At 64.9% G+C, this 16,163-nt stretch carries 16 protein-coding genes; 2 read left to right on the top strand and 14 right to left on the bottom strand.

Features of this window, described 5'->3' with window-relative positions; translation table 11 throughout:
• Positions 1-66 precede the first annotated feature (66 nt).
• The 11 genes from paaD to ACVMB0_RS19920 all read right to left on the bottom strand — a co-directional run bounded on the left by paaD (position 67) and on the right by ACVMB0_RS19920 (position 9,154).
• Positions 67-570, bottom strand: a complete 504-nt coding sequence (paaD, locus tag ACVMB0_RS19970; protein ID WP_461347391.1) for a 1,2-phenylacetyl-CoA epoxidase subunit PaaD — start codon at positions 568-570, stop codon at positions 67-69.
• Positions 564-1,340, bottom strand: a complete 777-nt coding sequence (paaC, locus tag ACVMB0_RS19965) for a 1,2-phenylacetyl-CoA epoxidase subunit PaaC (RefSeq protein WP_461347390.1) — start codon at positions 1,338-1,340, stop codon at positions 564-566. Before paaC ends, paaD begins: the two co-directional genes overlap by 7 nt.
• Positions 1,341-1,486: 146 nt before the next feature.
• Positions 1,487-1,774, bottom strand: a complete 288-nt coding sequence (gene paaB, locus ACVMB0_RS19960) for a 1,2-phenylacetyl-CoA epoxidase subunit PaaB (protein WP_342710425.1) — start codon at positions 1,772-1,774, stop codon at positions 1,487-1,489.
• Positions 1,775-1,785: 11 nt separating this feature from the next.
• Complete coding sequence (gene paaA / locus ACVMB0_RS19955; RefSeq protein ID WP_461347389.1) at positions 1,786-2,778, bottom strand: 1,2-phenylacetyl-CoA epoxidase subunit PaaA; 993 nt, start codon at positions 2,776-2,778, stop codon at positions 1,786-1,788.
• A gap of 76 nt (positions 2,779-2,854) precedes the next feature.
• Complete coding sequence (gene paaX / locus ACVMB0_RS19950; RefSeq protein ID WP_456798425.1) at positions 2,855-3,724, bottom strand: phenylacetic acid degradation operon negative regulatory protein PaaX; 870 nt, start codon at positions 3,722-3,724, stop codon at positions 2,855-2,857.
• 214 nt (positions 3,725-3,938) lie between these two features.
• On the bottom strand, positions 3,939-4,709 hold the full coding sequence (locus ACVMB0_RS19945) for an esterase/lipase family protein (RefSeq protein WP_461347388.1): 771 nt from the start codon (positions 4,707-4,709) through the stop codon (positions 3,939-3,941).
• Between the two features lie 194 nt (positions 4,710-4,903).
• The gene (locus ACVMB0_RS19940; protein WP_456755973.1) at positions 4,904-6,187 is read right to left on the bottom strand and encodes a DUF445 domain-containing protein; all 1,284 of its coding nucleotides are present in this window, start codon (positions 6,185-6,187) and stop codon (positions 4,904-4,906) included.
• A gap of 221 nt (positions 6,188-6,408) precedes the next feature.
• Positions 6,409-6,885, bottom strand: coding sequence for a phasin (locus tag ACVMB0_RS19935; RefSeq protein ID WP_050420022.1), 477 nt, complete (start codon positions 6,883-6,885; stop codon positions 6,409-6,411).
• A 183-nt stretch (positions 6,886-7,068) separates the two neighbouring features.
• Complete coding sequence (locus ACVMB0_RS19930) at positions 7,069-7,665, bottom strand: GNAT family N-acetyltransferase (RefSeq protein WP_456755974.1); 597 nt, start codon at positions 7,663-7,665, stop codon at positions 7,069-7,071.
• 26 nt (positions 7,666-7,691) lie between these two features.
• Positions 7,692-8,774 carry a PHA/PHB synthase family protein gene (locus ACVMB0_RS19925; RefSeq protein WP_456755975.1) on the bottom strand — a complete coding sequence of 361 codons (1,083 nt, stop codon included), beginning with the start codon at positions 8,772-8,774 and terminating at the stop codon, positions 7,692-7,694.
• Entirely contained in the window at positions 8,771-9,154 is a 384-nt protein-coding gene (locus tag ACVMB0_RS19920) for a hypothetical protein (protein WP_456755976.1), read from the bottom strand. The genes ACVMB0_RS19925 and ACVMB0_RS19920 overlap by 4 nt, the downstream gene beginning before the upstream one ends.
• A gap of 178 nt (positions 9,155-9,332) precedes the next feature.
• Here ACVMB0_RS19920 and ACVMB0_RS19915 point away from each other — a divergent pair, with 178 nt between their 5' ends.
• Positions 9,333-10,253, top strand: a complete 921-nt coding sequence (locus tag ACVMB0_RS19915; protein WP_456755977.1) for an alpha/beta fold hydrolase — start codon at positions 9,333-9,335, stop codon at positions 10,251-10,253.
• Positions 10,254-10,429: 176 nt separating this feature from the next.
• Positions 10,430-10,825 (top strand): nuclear transport factor 2 family protein, encoded by a 396-nt coding sequence (locus ACVMB0_RS19910; RefSeq protein WP_456756589.1) that lies wholly within the window; start codon positions 10,430-10,432, stop codon positions 10,823-10,825.
• A gap of 137 nt (positions 10,826-10,962) precedes the next feature.
• On the opposite strand, the gene ACVMB0_RS19905 is transcribed toward ACVMB0_RS19910, so the two are convergent.
• The 3 genes from ACVMB0_RS19905 to ACVMB0_RS19895 form a co-directional block, all read right to left on the bottom strand.
• Positions 10,963-11,637 carry a spermidine synthase gene (locus tag ACVMB0_RS19905; RefSeq protein ID WP_461347387.1) on the bottom strand — a complete coding sequence of 225 codons (675 nt, stop codon included), beginning with the start codon at positions 11,635-11,637 and terminating at the stop codon, positions 10,963-10,965.
• A 166-nt stretch (positions 11,638-11,803) separates the two neighbouring features.
• Positions 11,804-15,037, bottom strand: a complete 3,234-nt coding sequence (locus ACVMB0_RS19900; RefSeq protein ID WP_461347386.1) for a bifunctional cytochrome P450/NADPH--P450 reductase — start codon at positions 15,035-15,037, stop codon at positions 11,804-11,806.
• Between the two features lie 122 nt (positions 15,038-15,159).
• Entirely contained in the window at positions 15,160-16,155 is a 996-nt protein-coding gene (locus tag ACVMB0_RS19895) for an alpha/beta fold hydrolase (RefSeq protein ID WP_461347385.1), read from the bottom strand.
• Between the last annotated feature and the right edge of the window lie 8 nt (positions 16,156-16,163).

Genomic DNA, 16,163 nt, shown 5'->3' with positions numbered 1-16,163 from the left:
GAGGAAGCATGGATTGCTTCGCTTCGCTCGCAATGACGGGGTGCTTGTTGATAGCCTCGAGCATGGTCAATGACACTTGAAGTAATCGAAGGGTTCACGGCAGCTCTTGCAACGCCACAGTGCCTTGCAGGAGGTCGAGCCGAATTCGGACAGCAGCTCGGTATCGACGGAGCTGCAGTGCGGGCACGCCACCTGCTGCTCGCCGAACAGCGCGCGGCGCGAGGAGCCGGGCTGTGGCGGCGCGATGCCGTAGTCCCGGAGCTTGCGGCGGCCGTCCTCGCTCATCCAATCGGTGGTCCAGGCCGGCGACAGCACGGTGCGCACCTTCGGCGCGTGAATGCCTTCGCGCTCCAGCGCGAGTTCGATCTCGAGCGCGATCATGTTCATCGCCGGGCAGCCGGAATAGGTCGGCGTGATCGCGACCTCGACATGGCCGTCGCAGACCGAGACATCGCGCAGCACGCCGAGATCGGCGATGGTCAGCACCGGGATTTCCGGATCGACCACCTGTGCGGCCGCGCGCCAGGCCCGCCGGCGCAGATCGGCATCGCTGAGCGCGACGGTCACCATGTGGCCCCCGGGAAGGTCCGCTGCAGGGATTGCAATTCGCTGAGGAGATGGCCGAGGTGCTCGCTATGGCTGCCGACGCGGCCGCCCTGCTGCATCCAATCGCTGTTCGGCAACGCCAGCGTCGCCTCGTTGACGATGCCGCTGACGGTCTTCAGCCAGCGCGACTTGAGCGTCGCCGGATCGATCGCGATGCCGGCATCGATCAGGCCGCGCTCGGCGTCGTCGACCGCGAACATCTCGCCGGTATAGGCCCAGAGATCGTCGATCGCATGCTGCGCGCGGCGGTGGCTCTCCTCGGTGCCGTCGCCGAGCCGGACGATCCATTCCGACGAATGCCTGACGTGATAGGCGCTCTCCTTCTCCGACTTCGCCGCGATCGCGGCGAGGGTCGGATCGGAGGAGGCCATCATCGCGCGCCAGTAGAGATCGGCGAACGCCGCGTAGAAGAACTGCCGCACCACGGTGCGGGCGAAGTCGCCGTTCGGCTGCTCGACCAGCAGCAGGTTGCGGTACTGCCGGACGTCGCGCAGATAGGCGAACTTGTCCTCATCATTGCCGCGGCCTTCGACCTTGGCGGCATAGGTGTAGAGCTCGCGGGCCTGGCCGAGCAGGTCGAGCCCCATATTGGCGAGCGCCATGTCCTCCTCCATCGCCGGCGCATGGCCGCACCATTCGGACAGCCGATGGCCGAGGATCAGCGCATCGTCGGCGCGGCGCAGCGCGTAGAGCACCAGCGGCGTTTCGGAGACTTCGATATTGGCGGTTGCCATGCTCTCTATTCCACCTGCATCCACTTGCTCGACGTCATCCTGAGGAGCCTGCGCAGCAGGCGTCTCGAAGGATGGGCCGCGATCACGATCCGGGCGTCATGGTTCGAGACGGCGCTAACGCGCCTCCTCACCATGACGGGTGAAATTCACATATGCCCGACTTCGTCGGGGACGTCGTAGAACGTCGGGTGGCGGTAGATCTTGGACTCCGCCGGCTCGAACATCATGCCCTTCTCGGCCGGATCGGACGCGGTGATCGCGTTCGACGGCACCACCCAGATCGACAGCCCCTCGCCGCGGCGGGTGTAGATGTCGCGCGCAGCTTGCAGCGCCAGCGTCGAGTCCGCTGCGTGCAGCGAGCCGACATGCTTGTGCGCGAGGCCGTTGCGGCTGCGGATGAAGACTTCCCAGAGCGGAACGTTCGGCGTGGCCATCTCGGGCTCCCTTATTCTGCGGCTTGCGCGAGTTGGCGGCGCTTGCGCTTCTCGGCATAGGCCATCGCGGCCTCGCGCACCCAGGCGCCTTCCTCATGCGCCTTGCGGCGCGCGGCGAGACGATCGCGGTTGCAGGGACCGTTGCCGGCCAGCACCTGCTTGAACTCGTCCCAGTCGATCGGGCTGTGCACCCAATTGCCGTTTGCGTTCTGCGTCATGCCGGGATCGGGAATCTTGAGCCCGAGGAATTCGGCCTGCGGCACGGTGGCGTCGATGAATTTCTGGCGCAGCTCGTCGTTGGAGAAGCGTTTGATCTTCCACTTGGTCGAGGTGTCGCTGTGCTGGCTGACCTGGTCAGGCGGGCCGAACATCATCAGCACCGGCCACCACCAGCGATCGAGCGCGTTCTGCGCCATGGCCTTCTGCTCGGCGGTGCCGCGGCACAGCGTCACCATGATCTCGAAACCCTGGCGCTGGTGGAACGACTCCTCCTTGCAGACGCGGATCATCGCGCGGGCATAGGGGCCGTAGGAGCAGCGGCACAGCGGGATCTGGTTCATGATCGCAGCACCATCGACCAGCCAGCCGATGGTGCCGATGTCGGCCCAGGTCAGCGTCGGATAATTGAAGATCGAGGAATACTTCGCCTTGCCGGAGAGCATGCCGTCGATGAGCTCTTCGCGCGAGGTGCCGAGCGTCTCGGCGGCGGCGTAGAGATAGAGCCCGTGGCCGCATTCGTCCTGCACCTTGGCGAGCAGCGCGGCCTTGCGGCGCAGCGACGGCGCGCGGGTGATCCAGTTGCCCTCGGGGAGCATGCCGACGATTTCGGAATGGGCATGCTGGGAAATCTGCCGGGTCAGCGTCTTGCGATACGCGGCGGGCATCCAGTCGTTCGGCTCGATGCGCTCGTCGGCGTCGATGCGGGCCTGGAACTGATCGGCACGGGCAACATCCTCGACGCCGCGATCGTCGCCGTCGGATGAGTTGAGCGCCTGCGTGTACATGGCCGACCTCCCAGTGTGTTGTTAGGCAGCAATATATAACACAATTTTTTAAACGCAAGATATTTTTGTAATATGTTCAGACGCCCTCGAAACGTCGCGCCACCGCCCCGTTGGGCTTCGGCAGCGGCCCGTCCTCGTTGGTCGCGTGATCGTCAAGCCATTGTTCCGACGCGGGAAGCAGCCCGCGATAGATCTCGCCGCAGAGCTTGCGCGCAGCCCTGCCCGGCCAGTCCTTCGGCAATAGCTGATACGGCAGCAGCGGATCGCGCAGCACGACCCGGCGGTAATGGTGGATCAGCAGGATGCGCGCGGTGAAGGCGTCGGCGTCGCTCAGTCTCTCGCCGCGCATGATCGCACCGTGCAGCGGCTCGAACGTCTTCATGAACTTCAGATAGGCGTCCGCGGTGCGATCGAGCGGCCAGCTCGCGCTGAGCAGCCGGCGCCCGCTGTCGTCCTCCGCGGAGACTTCGAGACGGATCGCGCGCGACGCTTCATCCGGGATCGGCACGCCCGACGGCGCGACCCACACGCCCGGCAGCGGGCTGCCGAAGCCGGCATTCTTCAACGCCTCGCGCGCGGCGTCGCGGTCTTCGGCATTGCCGATCAGGAGCAGCTCGAAGCGGCCGGTCCAGTCCGACGGCGGCGGATCGTAGATGTGCCGCGTCGCGGTGTCGAAGGTCTGCCGTCCCCGGGCGTTCAACCGATAGAAGCTGTTGCGGCCGACCTTGCTGCGCTCGAGCCAGCCGTCGGCCGCCAGCCGCGACATCGCGGTGCGCACCACATTGCCGTCGATGTCGAGCGACTTGAAGAATTCGAGCAGCGTGCCGAGCCACACCGCGCCGCCGCGCGGCACGATGGAGTCGCCGAACACGGTGATGATGATCGAGCCGGTGCGTGACGGCTCGCGCTTCAGCTGATCGACGATGCGGGCAAGCGGCTGTGGCATGCCGCAACGCATAGCGCGTTTTGTCGAGGAACGACAATGTCGCCGCTCTGGCTTCTCCCTCGCCACCCTCTTGCGGAGAGAGGGTTGGGGTGAGGGGCTGCCTCCGCGCTCACGGTGAAAGACGACTCGCGGAGACTCCCCCTCACCCGGATCGCATTGCGCTTCGCTTCATGCGATCCGACCTCTCCCCGCAAGCGGGGCGAGGCAAACAAAGTCAGCGGTTGGGATCCGGATAGACCAGGCTGCGCCAGCCGCTGCGGTCGAACGGCGCCCACTCGCCTTCCTTCTGCGCGAGGCGATCGGCGACGGCATAGACCACGGCCGGATGATGGCCCATGCCGCAATGGCTGCTCTCGACCTCGATGCTGTCGGTCATCGACGAGGCCTGCTCGCGGCAGCCCTGCCAGGCGCAGACGCCGTCGGTGCGGCTGAAGATCGCGGTGGTCGGCACCGGCGGTGCGCTGGCGAGCGAGCCGCCGAAGCGGGAATCCTCTTCGTCGGCGCGGCGACCGCTGGCCATCTCGTAGACGCGCCAGGCATTGGTCGATTTCGGGCCGGCGGCGAACGGGCTGCCGAGCGTGATGACCTGGCGCACGCGCTCCGGCATCATCTTGGCGAGCTGGCGCGCATAGAGACCGCCGAGGCTCCAGCCGACCACCGAGACCTTGCGGCCGGTCGTCTCGTTCATCTCCTGCAGCAGGTCGACCATCCCGTCCTGCACGCCGGCGCGAAGCCCGAGATTGCGGCCCTGGCGCCAGCCGCTGACGGCGTAGCCCTTGGTCTTCAGGAAGTCGCGCAGCGGGCGCGTCGACATGTCGGAGGCGATCAGTCCGGGCAGCACCAGCACCGGATGCCCATCGCCGCGCGGCGCGAGGCTCAACAGCGGCAATGCACCGAGGAAAGCACCGAGCTCATGAATGGCGCGACCTTCCAGAAACATCAGCGTCCTGGACGGCGGGCGTAGCGTCTGCGCAGCAACGGACATTTCAGCTCCTGTTCCGGCGCCGTGGTGACGGCCGGCAATGGGATCATCAGGTGAGTCAATAGGGTTGACGCAAACCCGGCGGAATCGTTCCGCAACGCAACAAACGATCATGAAAAGCTAGGGAACCGATCACTTTCGTGCAAGCGGTCCAGGTCACACTTGCCACAACTAATGTGGTCGCCGTGCCCAATCGGTCACAGCAGGCGCAGCGCATATTCCAGCGTGTAAAGCGCAAGGCCGGCAAGCCCGCCGATCAGCGAGCCGTTGAAGCGGATGTATTGCAGGTCCTTGCCGACATTGACCTCGATGAGCGAGATCAACTGCTCCATGTCCCAGCTCTTCATCTGGTCGGCGATGAAGCTCGAGACGCCGCTCTTCTGTTCGGCAACGACCGTGCGCAGGATCGCGACCAGGCCCTGATTGATTTCGCTGCGCAGGTCCGCATCGCCGTCGAGCGCATCGCCGGCCTCGACGAACATACGCGCCAGCTGATGCTGCAACACCTGCGACTCGCCGGAGGCGCTGCGCGCGATGAAGTCCTTGACGTTGGCCCAGACGGTGCGCCCGAGATTGGCGAGCTCCGGCCGTGCCAGCAGGTCGCGCTTGAGCCCGTCGATCCGATCGGCGAACGCCTTGTCGCTGCCGAGCCGGTCGACGAACGACAGCAGCATGCGGTCGAACTCGCCGCGGAACGGATGCTGCGGATCGTTGCGCACCTCCTCGAAGAATTTCGTGGCCGAGGCGATGATCCGGTTCACCACGAACTTGTCGGCGCGATAGAGCCTGAGCAGCGTCGGCATCTCGGCGCGGACCTTGTCGCGGATCACCGCCATGGTCTCCTGCTGCGTCAGCGTCTGGTGCAGCACGCGCAGCAGGTCATCGAGCAGCCCGCCATGCCTGCCCTCCTGCACGAAACCGCGCAGCGCGCCGGCTGCGAGCGGCGCGAGATCGATGGAGAGCACCTGCGTCGTGACGCGGCGGCTGATGAACTGCATCAAGCCCGAGCTCTCGGTCGCCGCGAACGCTTCGGGCAACATCCGCAGCACGAAGCGCGCGAGGTCCTCGGAGCGTTTGCGGTCGCGCAGCCAGTCGGCGATGAAACTGCCGAAATCGATCTCGCGCAGCTTGGCCTCGACCGGTCCCGACTCCAGGAAATTGTTCTCGATGAATTCGCCGAGCTTCTCGGCGATCCGTTCCTGATTGCTCTGGATGATCGCAGTGTGCGGGATCGGCAGCCCCAGCGGCCGCTTGAACAGGGCGACGACAGCATACCAATCGGCGAGCCCGCCGATGGTCGCAGCCTCGGCAAAGGCGGCGATGAAGCCGAAGGCCGGATGCACCGGGAGCAGGACCTTCGACGCAATGAAGACGATGAGGGTCGTCGCCAGCACGCCGGTCGCCAGCCACTTCACGCGGCGCAGTTCGGCGGCACGTTCGGCATCGACGGGGGTTGCGATGAGGGCGGCGGGAAGGGTCATGGGAATTGAGGAAGCTCGCGCACGGGCACAACACTAGCCGTCATTGCGAGCGAAGCGAAGCAATCCATTTCACCGCATGCGGAGAGATGGACTGCTTCGTCGCTATCGCTCCTCGCAATGACGGCAGGCGCGACATCAACGATGTATGAGAAACGCCGCCAAAAAAGAAGGCCCGCGAAATGGCGGGCCTTCGAAAAGGGCAGTTGTCAGTGCAAGCGCGATCAGGCGGTCTTGCCGTAGACCTTGGCGAAGTTGTCCTGCGCGGTCTTCGCGCCGTCGGTGACGAGCTTGCCGAGATACTCCGACGTGGCCTTCGCTCGCGAGACGAACAGTTCGCCACGCGCACGGACCAGGTCCGACTGGATCTGGGCGGCTTCGCTCAGCGACTTGGCCGACGCGAGCTTGTCGATGCCGGCGAAGAACGCCTCGGCGTCCTGGTAGATCGCTTGCTGGATGTTGCGGCTGATCTTGGCGGCTTCGGTCACCGAACCGGCAACGGCGGTCTCGATCACGTTGGTCACCTTCTCCGAGCCGGCATAGGCATCGGCAGCGCGGGTCTTGGCGGCCTCGGCCTGCTTCTTCACGAACTCACGGGCGGCTTCCGGAACTTCCAGGTTCTGGAGCTTGGTGAACGCCTCGGTGACGGGCGCGAAGGCTTCCTTGACGCTGTTCAGCACGGAATTGGTTTCGGTGGTCATTGGGGTCTCTCTCCATCCTCAGGTTTGAGCTATGGGCTCACCCCGTCCGGATTGGCCCGGGGCAGCGGTGTTATGACACACCCCATGGTGCGCCGCAACATTGATGTTGCAGCGCGACATCACGAACTCGTGAACAGCATGAATAACCGGCAGATTGCCTGCGAAACCGGCAGCTAGAGGTGTTTAAGCACCTCCAACCGCGCCCGGCAGCCCATACGCCTCCATCTGCGCCCGGACCTGCGCCACATTATGCCCGAGCACGACAATGTCGTGGGTCTTGCCCTCGACATCGCGGACATGGTCGCGCAGCAGGGCCTCCGCCTTGAAGCCGAGGCTTTCGAACAGCGCGATCGCGGCCCGCTGGTCGACGGTCATCTGCACCGAGAACTTCTCCAGCCCGGCGCCGAGGGCAATGGCGAACGTCTCCTGCGACAGCGCCCGGCCGACGCCCTGGCCGCGCACGTCTGATGACACCACCATCCGGATCTCGCCGACATGCGGCGACCAGGAATGCGGATCGCGCACCAGCGTGCCGCAGCCGACCACTTTGCCGTCCTTGATCGCGAGCAGGCTCGTGATGTCGCCGCGCTCGATCTCGTTGATCCAGGCCGACAGCACCTTCGGCTGGCTGATGTTGCGCGGCAGGAACAGCAGGTCGTGCGTCGGCAGCTTTTGCGCGAAGGCCTGCACCGCGGCCTCGTCGGCCCGCTTCATCAGGCGGAACTCGATGTCGCCGGCCTCGGTCTTGACGTGGCGCGGATAGGAACGTTGTTCGGTCATGTCGATCTCTCTCAAGTCGACCCTTCTCAGGTCGATCTCTTGCCCAACCAGGAGTCCAGCTTCGGCCACAGCCGCTTGATTGCATTGGCGCCGGCGACCAGCGAGACGTGACCGCCTTTCAGCATCACCTCCTCCTTGTCCTCGGAGCCGATCTTGGTGATCAAATGCTTTGCCGCATCATACGGCACGATGTGGTCATGCTCGGCGACCGCGTGCAGGATCGGCACCTTGATGTCGGCAAGCCTGGCCGGCCGCCCGCCGACCGTCATGGTGTCGTTGTAGAGCTTATTGTCCCACATCAGATCCTTGGTGATGGCGCGGAAATACTCGCCGGCGAGCGGCAGCGTGTCGGTCGCCCAGCGGTCGAACATCCGGTACGACTTGACGAACTCGTCGTTCCAGATGTTGTCCCACAACTGGATCTGGCCGACGACGCGCGCGGCCGGCCGCAGCATGTCGAACGATTGCAGGATCAGTTCGGGCGGCATGTTGCCCGTGCTGTCGATCAGCCGATCGACGTCGAAATAGCGGCGGTCGGCGAAATTGGAGAACAGCTTCATCTCGCGGAAATCGATCGGCGTGGTGAAGCAGATCAGGTTCTTCATCGGCCCGTCGTTGAAGATCGCGCCATAGAGCAGCGACAGCACGCCGCCGAAGCAATAGCCGATCACCGAGACGTCCTTCTCGCCGGAATCCTGCTGCACCCGGCGGACCGATTCCGGGATGAAGTCGAGGACATAGTCCTCCATGCGCAGCGATTTCTCCTCGGGCTTCGGCGCGGTCCAGTCCAGCATGTAGACATCGAAGCCGCGCTTGAGCAGGAATTCGATGAAGCTCTGCCCCGGCACCAGGTCGAGGATATAGCCGCGGTTGGTGGTCGCCATCACGATCAGGACCGGCACGCGATAGACCTCACTGGCCTGCGGCCGGTAGTGATAGAGGTTCATGGTGCCGCGCGAATACAGCACGTCCTTCGGTGTCTCGCCGAGCGAGGGCCCGGAGGACGAGAAATACTCGACGCCCTTGATGCTGCGCTGGATCGCGCGCTGCACCTCGGACTGCACCCGCTCGGAGATCGAGGCAAAATCAAACGGGGTGGGCGCATTCATTTGCTGCCTCCCTCCGCTGGCGGCTGCCTGGTGCGCGGCGGCCGTGGCGTTGCGCCGTGGCCGTCATCCGGCGCCAGCGAATTGTGGTGCACCTGCTGCAGCAGCGTCTTGATCTCGTTGAGCTGGTTCTCCATCGATTGCAGGCGTTCGGCCATGCCGACGAGCTGGGAGCGGCTCGGCAGGTTCATCGCCAGCAGATATTTCTCCATCAGCTCGCCGAGCTGCTTCTGCGCACCAGCCGCGACGCCGCCGGCCTGATTCATCACCTTGGAAAATTCAGGCGAGCTCATCAACTGATTGCCGAAGGAGTTGAACCCCTTCTCCATCTCGCCAATCATCGTCTGCCAAATCACGGCAGGGTCGTTGCCCTTGTCGGCCATGCGGCGCTCCTCCACACCAATTGCGAGCGCTTGCCGCGCTTCCACTTGTTTGTGCCATACGACACTGTTGCCGATGATCGGTCAACAGTGCGACACGCCCGGCGACGTCGGAGCCCTTCTGCGCTGCGTCAATCCGTGGCATAGAGGTTGCTGACCGCGACACCAGCAGGGGACGCCCGTGACCACGCTCGCCCATCAGCCGCCGCAGCTTGCCCGCGCCAACGGCATCGACATCTGCTACGAGGTTTTTGGCGAGGCGCATTCCGAGCCGCTGCTGCTGATCATGGGCCTCGGCGCCCAGATGATCCATTGGGACGACGAATTCTGCCGCCAGCTCGCCGCGCGCGGTTTTCGGGTGATCCGATTCGACAATAGGGATATCGGCAAATCCTCCCGCATGAGCGGCGGCAAGCGGCTGACCGCGCTCGAGCTCATCAAGCTGCGCTTCCTGAAAATTCCGGTCGCGGCGCCCTACCGACTGGCCGACATGGCGCGGGACACGATCGGCCTGATGGACGCGCTCGGCATCCGCAAAGCGCATCTGGTCGGCGCCTCGATGGGTGGCATGATCGCGCAGGAGGTTGCGATCACCTTTCCCGAGCGCGTGCTCTCGCTGACTTCGATCATGTCGACCACGGGCAATCCAAAGATCCCTGGGCCGACCCGCGAGGCGACCGCGGTACTGATGGCGCCGCCGCCGAAGAGCAAGGAAGAATACTTCGTCCGCTTCGGGCAGACCTGGAAGGTGTTGCGCAACGGCTTGTTCCCGGAAGACGAGGCGCTCGATGCCGAGCGCGCGCGGCGCACCTTCGAGCGCGGCCTCAATCCGGAGGGCGTCGGTCGCCAGTTGCGCGCCATTCTCGCCTCCGGCAGCCGCAAGGAGCGGCTGCGCAGCGTCAAGGCGCCGACCCTGGTGATCCACGGCACCGTCGATCCGCTGGTGCATCCCGAAGGCGGCCGGGACACTGCAGCCTCGATCCCGGGCGCAAGGCTCCTGATGATCGAAGGCATGGGCCATGCCCTGCCGATCCCGATGTGGCCAGAGATCATCGACGCCATCGACAAGCACGCACACGGGGCGGCAGCGAAGGCAGCGTGAGGGCCGGTATCTCCCGGTAACCATGTGAGCCGGGAGTGCGTTCTTCCGGGCGCGGCATAGACGCTGTAGAGAGCGCTATCCATCGCTCAGCCACCGGGAGCAACCAGATGAAGACCTTGCTTCGGCCGCGGACAGCCGTCGCCGCCCTCCTCCTCGCGCTCGCATCGTCGTCCGCGATGGCCGCCACCAGCGAGGCGCAGCAGGAAGCCAACCGCAAGGCGGTGCTGGCGTTCTACGAGAAAGGGCTGAACCAGAAGGATGCCGACGCGGCGCTCGCCTATGTCGGCAACCGCTATGTACAGCACAATCCCGGCGCGGCCGACGGCGCCGAGGGCTTCCGCAAGTTCATCGCCTTCCTGCGTGAAAAATTTCCGAACTCGCACAGCGAGATCAAGCGCTCCTTCGTCGATGGCGACTACGTGATCCTGCACGTCCACGCCGTGCGCGAGCCCGGCACCCGCGGCAACGCGATCGTCGATATCTTCAAGCTCGAGGACGGCAAGATCGTCGAGCATTGGGACGTGGTGCAGCCCATTCCGGAAAATCCGGCGAACAGCAACACGATGTTCTGAGGCGATCGCTGGGCCAAAGGCCGCCCCGGATTCCGGGCTAGAGCCCCGTTCCGATAGAATCGGAACGGGGGCTCTAGATTCTTGTTGTGACGCGTTTTCTTCACGCGAACCGGTATCCACTTCGCTCGAAAACGCTCTTAGTCCTTGGCCGCGATCCAGATCACGTGGCGGACGCCGCGGCCTTTTCCGGTGGCGCGGACGGCGATCTCATTGACCGCGAACCCGGCCCGGGACAGCGATTTCGGGAATTTTGCGTTCGGCCCGGACGACCAGACGGCGAGCACGCCGCCGCGTCGCAATGCGGTGTGCGCCAGCTTGAGCCCGGAGACATCGTACAGCGCGTCATTGGCCTTGCGGGTCAGGCCCTCGGGGCCGTTATCGACGTCGAGCAGGATGGCATCGAAGCTGCGCGGGTGGCGCTCGATGACGCCGGCAACGTCTTCCTCCTGGATGCTGACGCGCGGATCGCTCAGGCTGTCGCCGAAGATCTCCGCCATCGGACCCCTCGCCCAGGCAACGACCGCCGGCACCAGTTCGGCCACCGTGATCTTCGCGTCTTGTCCGAGCACTTTGAGCGCAGCCCGCAAGGTAAAGCCCATGCCGAGGCCGCCGATCAGAAAATGCGGCTTTGCGACCTGCTCGATCTTCTTCGCCGCAAGCGTCGCCAGCGCCTCTTCCGAGCCCGACAGGCGGCTGTTCATCAGCTCGTTGGTGCCGAGCATGATCGAGAATTCGCGGCCCCGCCGCATCAGACGCAATTCACCTTCGGTGCCGGGAATGCGCGCGGTATCGATCTTTTCCCATGGAATCATGCGGCGGCTTGTAGCATGGGCGGCACCTCTGCCGTAGCCCGGATGAAGCCAACGGGTCGCGCGAACGCGCGCCCGATGACAGGCTCCGCGCAATCCGGGAAAGCGCAACCGCGGGCCGACGGCCCCGGATTTCGCTTCGCTGCATCCGGGCTACAATGGCGGGAAACTACCCACCGGCCCAGACGTCGAGCACGTAGCGATTCCCTGTCCCCATCTCCTCGATCCAGCGCGCGGCAGCATCGGCATCGGTGCCGGTGCGCTCGCGGTAGATCGACATCAAGGTCGCCTTGACGTCGGGCTCCATCTTGCCGCCGTCGCCGCAGACATAGACGATCGCGCCGTTCTGGATCAGCTCCCAGACCCGGTCCTTCTGCGCGGCCAGGAGATGCTGCACATAGGTCTTCGGCCCATCGGTGCGCGAGAACGCGGTGAAGAGTTCACTGACGCCGTCGGCGGCGAATGCCTTCAGCTCGTCCGCATAGATGAAATCCTGCTCGGGATGGCGGCAGCCGAAGAACAGCATCGCAGGGCCCAGCACAGCACCCTGTGCCTTGCGCGCGGCGCGCTCCTGCAGGAAGCCGCGGAACGGGGCCAAGCCGGTGCCAGGCCCGATCATGATGACCGGCACCGCGTTGTCGTCGGGCAGGCGGAAGCCGGCCTTGGTCTCCTTGATGGTGGCGTGGATGGTGTCGCCGGCGCGGCGGCGCGCCAGATAGTTCGAGCAGATGCCCTTGTAGATGCCGCGGCCCGAGCTTGCGGGCGCTTCGACGACGCCCACGGTGACGCTGCAACGCTGCGCCTCGCCCGCCGGTGACGACGAGATCGAGTAATAGCGCGGCGCCAGCAGCGACAGCATTTCGAGATAGAGGTGGAACGGCAGCTCGCAGGCCGGATATTCCTCGAGCAGGTCGAACACCGATTTGCGTTTTCCCAGCACCTCCGTCCGGTAGCGCGCCGCCGATGCCTCGTCGTCGCCGACATAGGCCATCAGCTTCGGCTTGGTCACCGGGCAGCGGGTGTGCTCTGCCATGATCTGGATCTGCTTGCGGGTCGCGACCTGCTGCAGCTCGACGAACTCGGTCAGCAGCCGCCCGACCGACACGGCGTTGCCGACCGGCAGCTGCGCGCGGCGGCCCTCCGAGACCTGGAGACGGATCTGGTCGGCCGGCAGGAAGCCGAACCGGCGCGCGACGGAGTCGACCAGGGTCGGATCGTTGCGCGGCACCACGCTGAGATGATCGCCGACGCGGTATTTCAGATTGGCGGGCAGTTCGACCTCGATATGCCGGGTCGAGCGTTCCGACGGATGGGCTCCGTCCTTGGTCTGCAGCTCGGTGTTGGCGAGCACCTTCATCGGCACCGCGCCGCCCTGGGTCACGATGGTGTTGACCGCGCCCTGCGCCACCGGCTCGATCGCGTAGAGCGGCTCGTCCTCGGCGGTGCGGGTGAAATTCCAGTCGATGCCGAATTCCTTGGTCGCGACCTTGGCCGCCTCCGGGAACCATTTCTGGAACTGGCCGTCGAGATCGCTGCGCGCATCCCCCTCGCCGCGCGGATAGACCGCGCGCGCGCCATGTTTGGTCAGCTGCTCATCGATGAAGCGCGGCACCGACTGGTAGGTTGCCGCCCAATCGCTGTTGCCGCAGCCGAACACGGCGTAGCGCACCTTGGCGAAGGCGTCCTTCGGCAGGTCGCTCTCCAGCCATTTGACGAACTGCGTCGCGTTGTCGGGCGCCGCGCCATTGTAGGACGCGCAGATGATCAGGACACCACCCTCTTCCGGCAGCTTGCCGACATAATCGTCAAGCGGGCCAAGGCGGGTTGCAAACCCGTTGATCTCCGAGAGATCGGCCATGCGGGTCGCCAATTCCTCGGCCGAGCCGAGATTGGAGCCATAGAGCACCAGCATCGGCGTGTTGTGGCCGGGACGCGTGGTCGGCGCGCGCTGAGGCTTCGGCGCTGCCGCAACCGCGCCCGCGCTGCCGGCGAACGCGCCGCGATCCCGGTCGTCGCGCGGCCGCACCTTGATCCTGAAGCCGTCGGGCTTGACGGTCAGCGTCTCCTTCAGATGCATCTGATAGCGATGCACGTCGATCAGCTTGAAGCGCTGCAGGATCATCCCGATCGCCAGCGCCGCCTCGTGCATGGCAAAGCCGCGGCCGATGCAGGCGCGCTGGCCGTTGCCAAACGGCTTCCAGGCATTGATCGGCCGCTTGGCCTCGGCCTCGCGGCTGAAGTTCTCGGGATCGAACACATCGGGATTCGGACCCCAGACCGAGGGGTCTCGATGCAGCGCCATCACCAGCACGGTGATGAAGGTGTTCTTCTTCAACTTGTATTTGCCGCCGATCGTCTCATCGGCCAAAGGCGCAATGCCGTAAGCCGGCGCCGGCGGCCACAGCCGCAGCGCCTCCTTCAGGCATTGGGTGACGTAGGTGAGCTGCGTCACCTGCTGATAGGTCGGCTTGGCATCGAGGTCGGAACCAAGGACGCGATCGACCTCCTCATAGGCCTTCTTCAGCACCTCGGGATGCTTCAGCAGCGCGTAGATCGTGCACGACAGCAGGCCAGAGGTGGTCTCGTGGCCGGCGATCAGGAAGGTATTGATCTGGTAGCGGATGTTGACGTCGTCGAGCTGCTCGCCGGTTGAGCGGTCGACGCCGGTCATCATTGCGGCCAGCATGTCCTTCTTGTCGTCGGTCACGTCGGTATTGCCGCGCCGCTCGGCGATGATCTCGTCGACCATCTTGTTCATGAAGGCGACGTCGTCGGCGAGCATCTTGCGCCGCTTCTGCATCCACAGCCCCTCGAGCGGCAGGCCGCGGGTCATCATGATGGTCTCGAGCGAGCGCACCAGCGATTCCACGAACGGGTGGTAGTCGCGACGGTAGAACGAATTGAAGCGGTAGTCGAAGCCGCACAGCCCGATGGTATCGAGCGTCAGCGCCGTCATGTCGTGGACGACCTCGATCTCCTCGTCGGCGTTGAGCCGCTCCCATTTCTTGACCAGCTGCTCGGCGATATCGACCATGCTCGGGTGATACGACTGCATGGCGCGGTTGCCGAACGGCTGCATCAGGATGTTGTGCGCCTTGCTCCAGTTCGGCTCCCTGGTGTCGGCGGTGAACAGCCCGTCGCCGCCGACTGCACGCACCCGGCGCAGCGAACCGCGCACCGCCTTGTCGAAGCGTTTCTCGTCGGACAGCTCGTCGACGAGGTCGTGGCCGGACACGATCACGATCGGCGCGCCCATCATGTCGAGCCAGAAGATCGGGCCGAGTTCCTTGGAGAGCTTCACCAGATGCTGCACCGGCGCGCTTGAATCCAGCGACAGCATGTTGCCGACCACCGGCTTTGTCGGCGGTTGCGGGATCGGACTCAGTCTGTTGCCGGACGCCATGTCGAGATTGCCCCCTACCTTGTCTCAACCGTCATTGCGAGCGAAGCGAAGCAATCCATCGTGCCGCAAGCGGATAGAATGGATTGCTTCGTCGCTTCGCTCCTCGCAATGACGGCCAGGAATTACCCGAACCGCTTTCTGCGCCATTCGATCAGCTTGGCGCTGACCTCGTCAGGCTTTTCCTGCTGCGTCCAATGGCCGCTGTCCTTGACCAGATATTTTTCGAGGTCCGGCACCAGTCGCTCCATGCCATCGGCGGCCGACGGCGGCAGCACCGCGTCGTTCTCGGCCATGATCATCAGCGACGGCACCCGCACGTGATGATCGAGCCCGGCCGAACGCTCCCAGTTGCGAGTGAAGTTGCGGTACCAGTTGATGCCGCCGGTGAAGCCGGTCTTGCTGAAGGTGTCGACGAACACCTTCTTCTCGTCGGCGGACAGGATCGGCGTCCGCGGATCGTGCCTGGCGTCGTAATTCGCGATCATCTGCGGAAACGCCAGATTGAGCCGTGCCGACGCGCCGACGCCGGCGATCGGCTGCTCCTCCGGCGCGCCGGGCGGGCGGGCAGCCGGCTTGCGCATGAAGGCGTCAAAGGTCTGCTCGACCCGGCTGCTGAAAATCCGGTCCGGTTCGCGCCCCGGATCCTGGAACTGGACGATATACATCTGGTCGCCGAAGCGCTGGCGGAACAACGCGATCGGATCGACAGGCGCCCGATCCCAATGCGGCGTGTTGACGCCGACGACTCCGGCGACCCGCTGATGATGTCTGAGCGGCATCTGCCAGACGACGAAGCCGCCCCAGTCGTGACCGACGAAGATCGCCTTGTCGATCTTGAGATGGTCGAGCAGGCCGACGAGATCGCCGGTCAGGTGCTCCATGTCGTAGGCCTCGACCGGCTCCGGCCGGTCGGTCGCGCCATAGCCGCGCTGGTCCGGCGCGATCACCCGGATGCCGGCGTCGCCCAGCGCCTTGATCTGGTGGCGCCAGGAGAACGCCAATTCGGGCCAGCCGTGGCACAACACCACCGGCGGCGTATCGGTCCTGGGGCCGGCTTCGTAGAAGCCCATGCGGATGCCGTTGGTCTCGGCGAACTGCAGCGGTGGCATTTCGATCATTGTGAAAT

The organism is Bradyrhizobium sp. USDA 4451 (assembly GCF_054822585.1).
The sequence above is the reverse complement of the archived record's forward strand: the minus strand, read 5'-3'. Positions and strand labels throughout refer to the sequence as shown.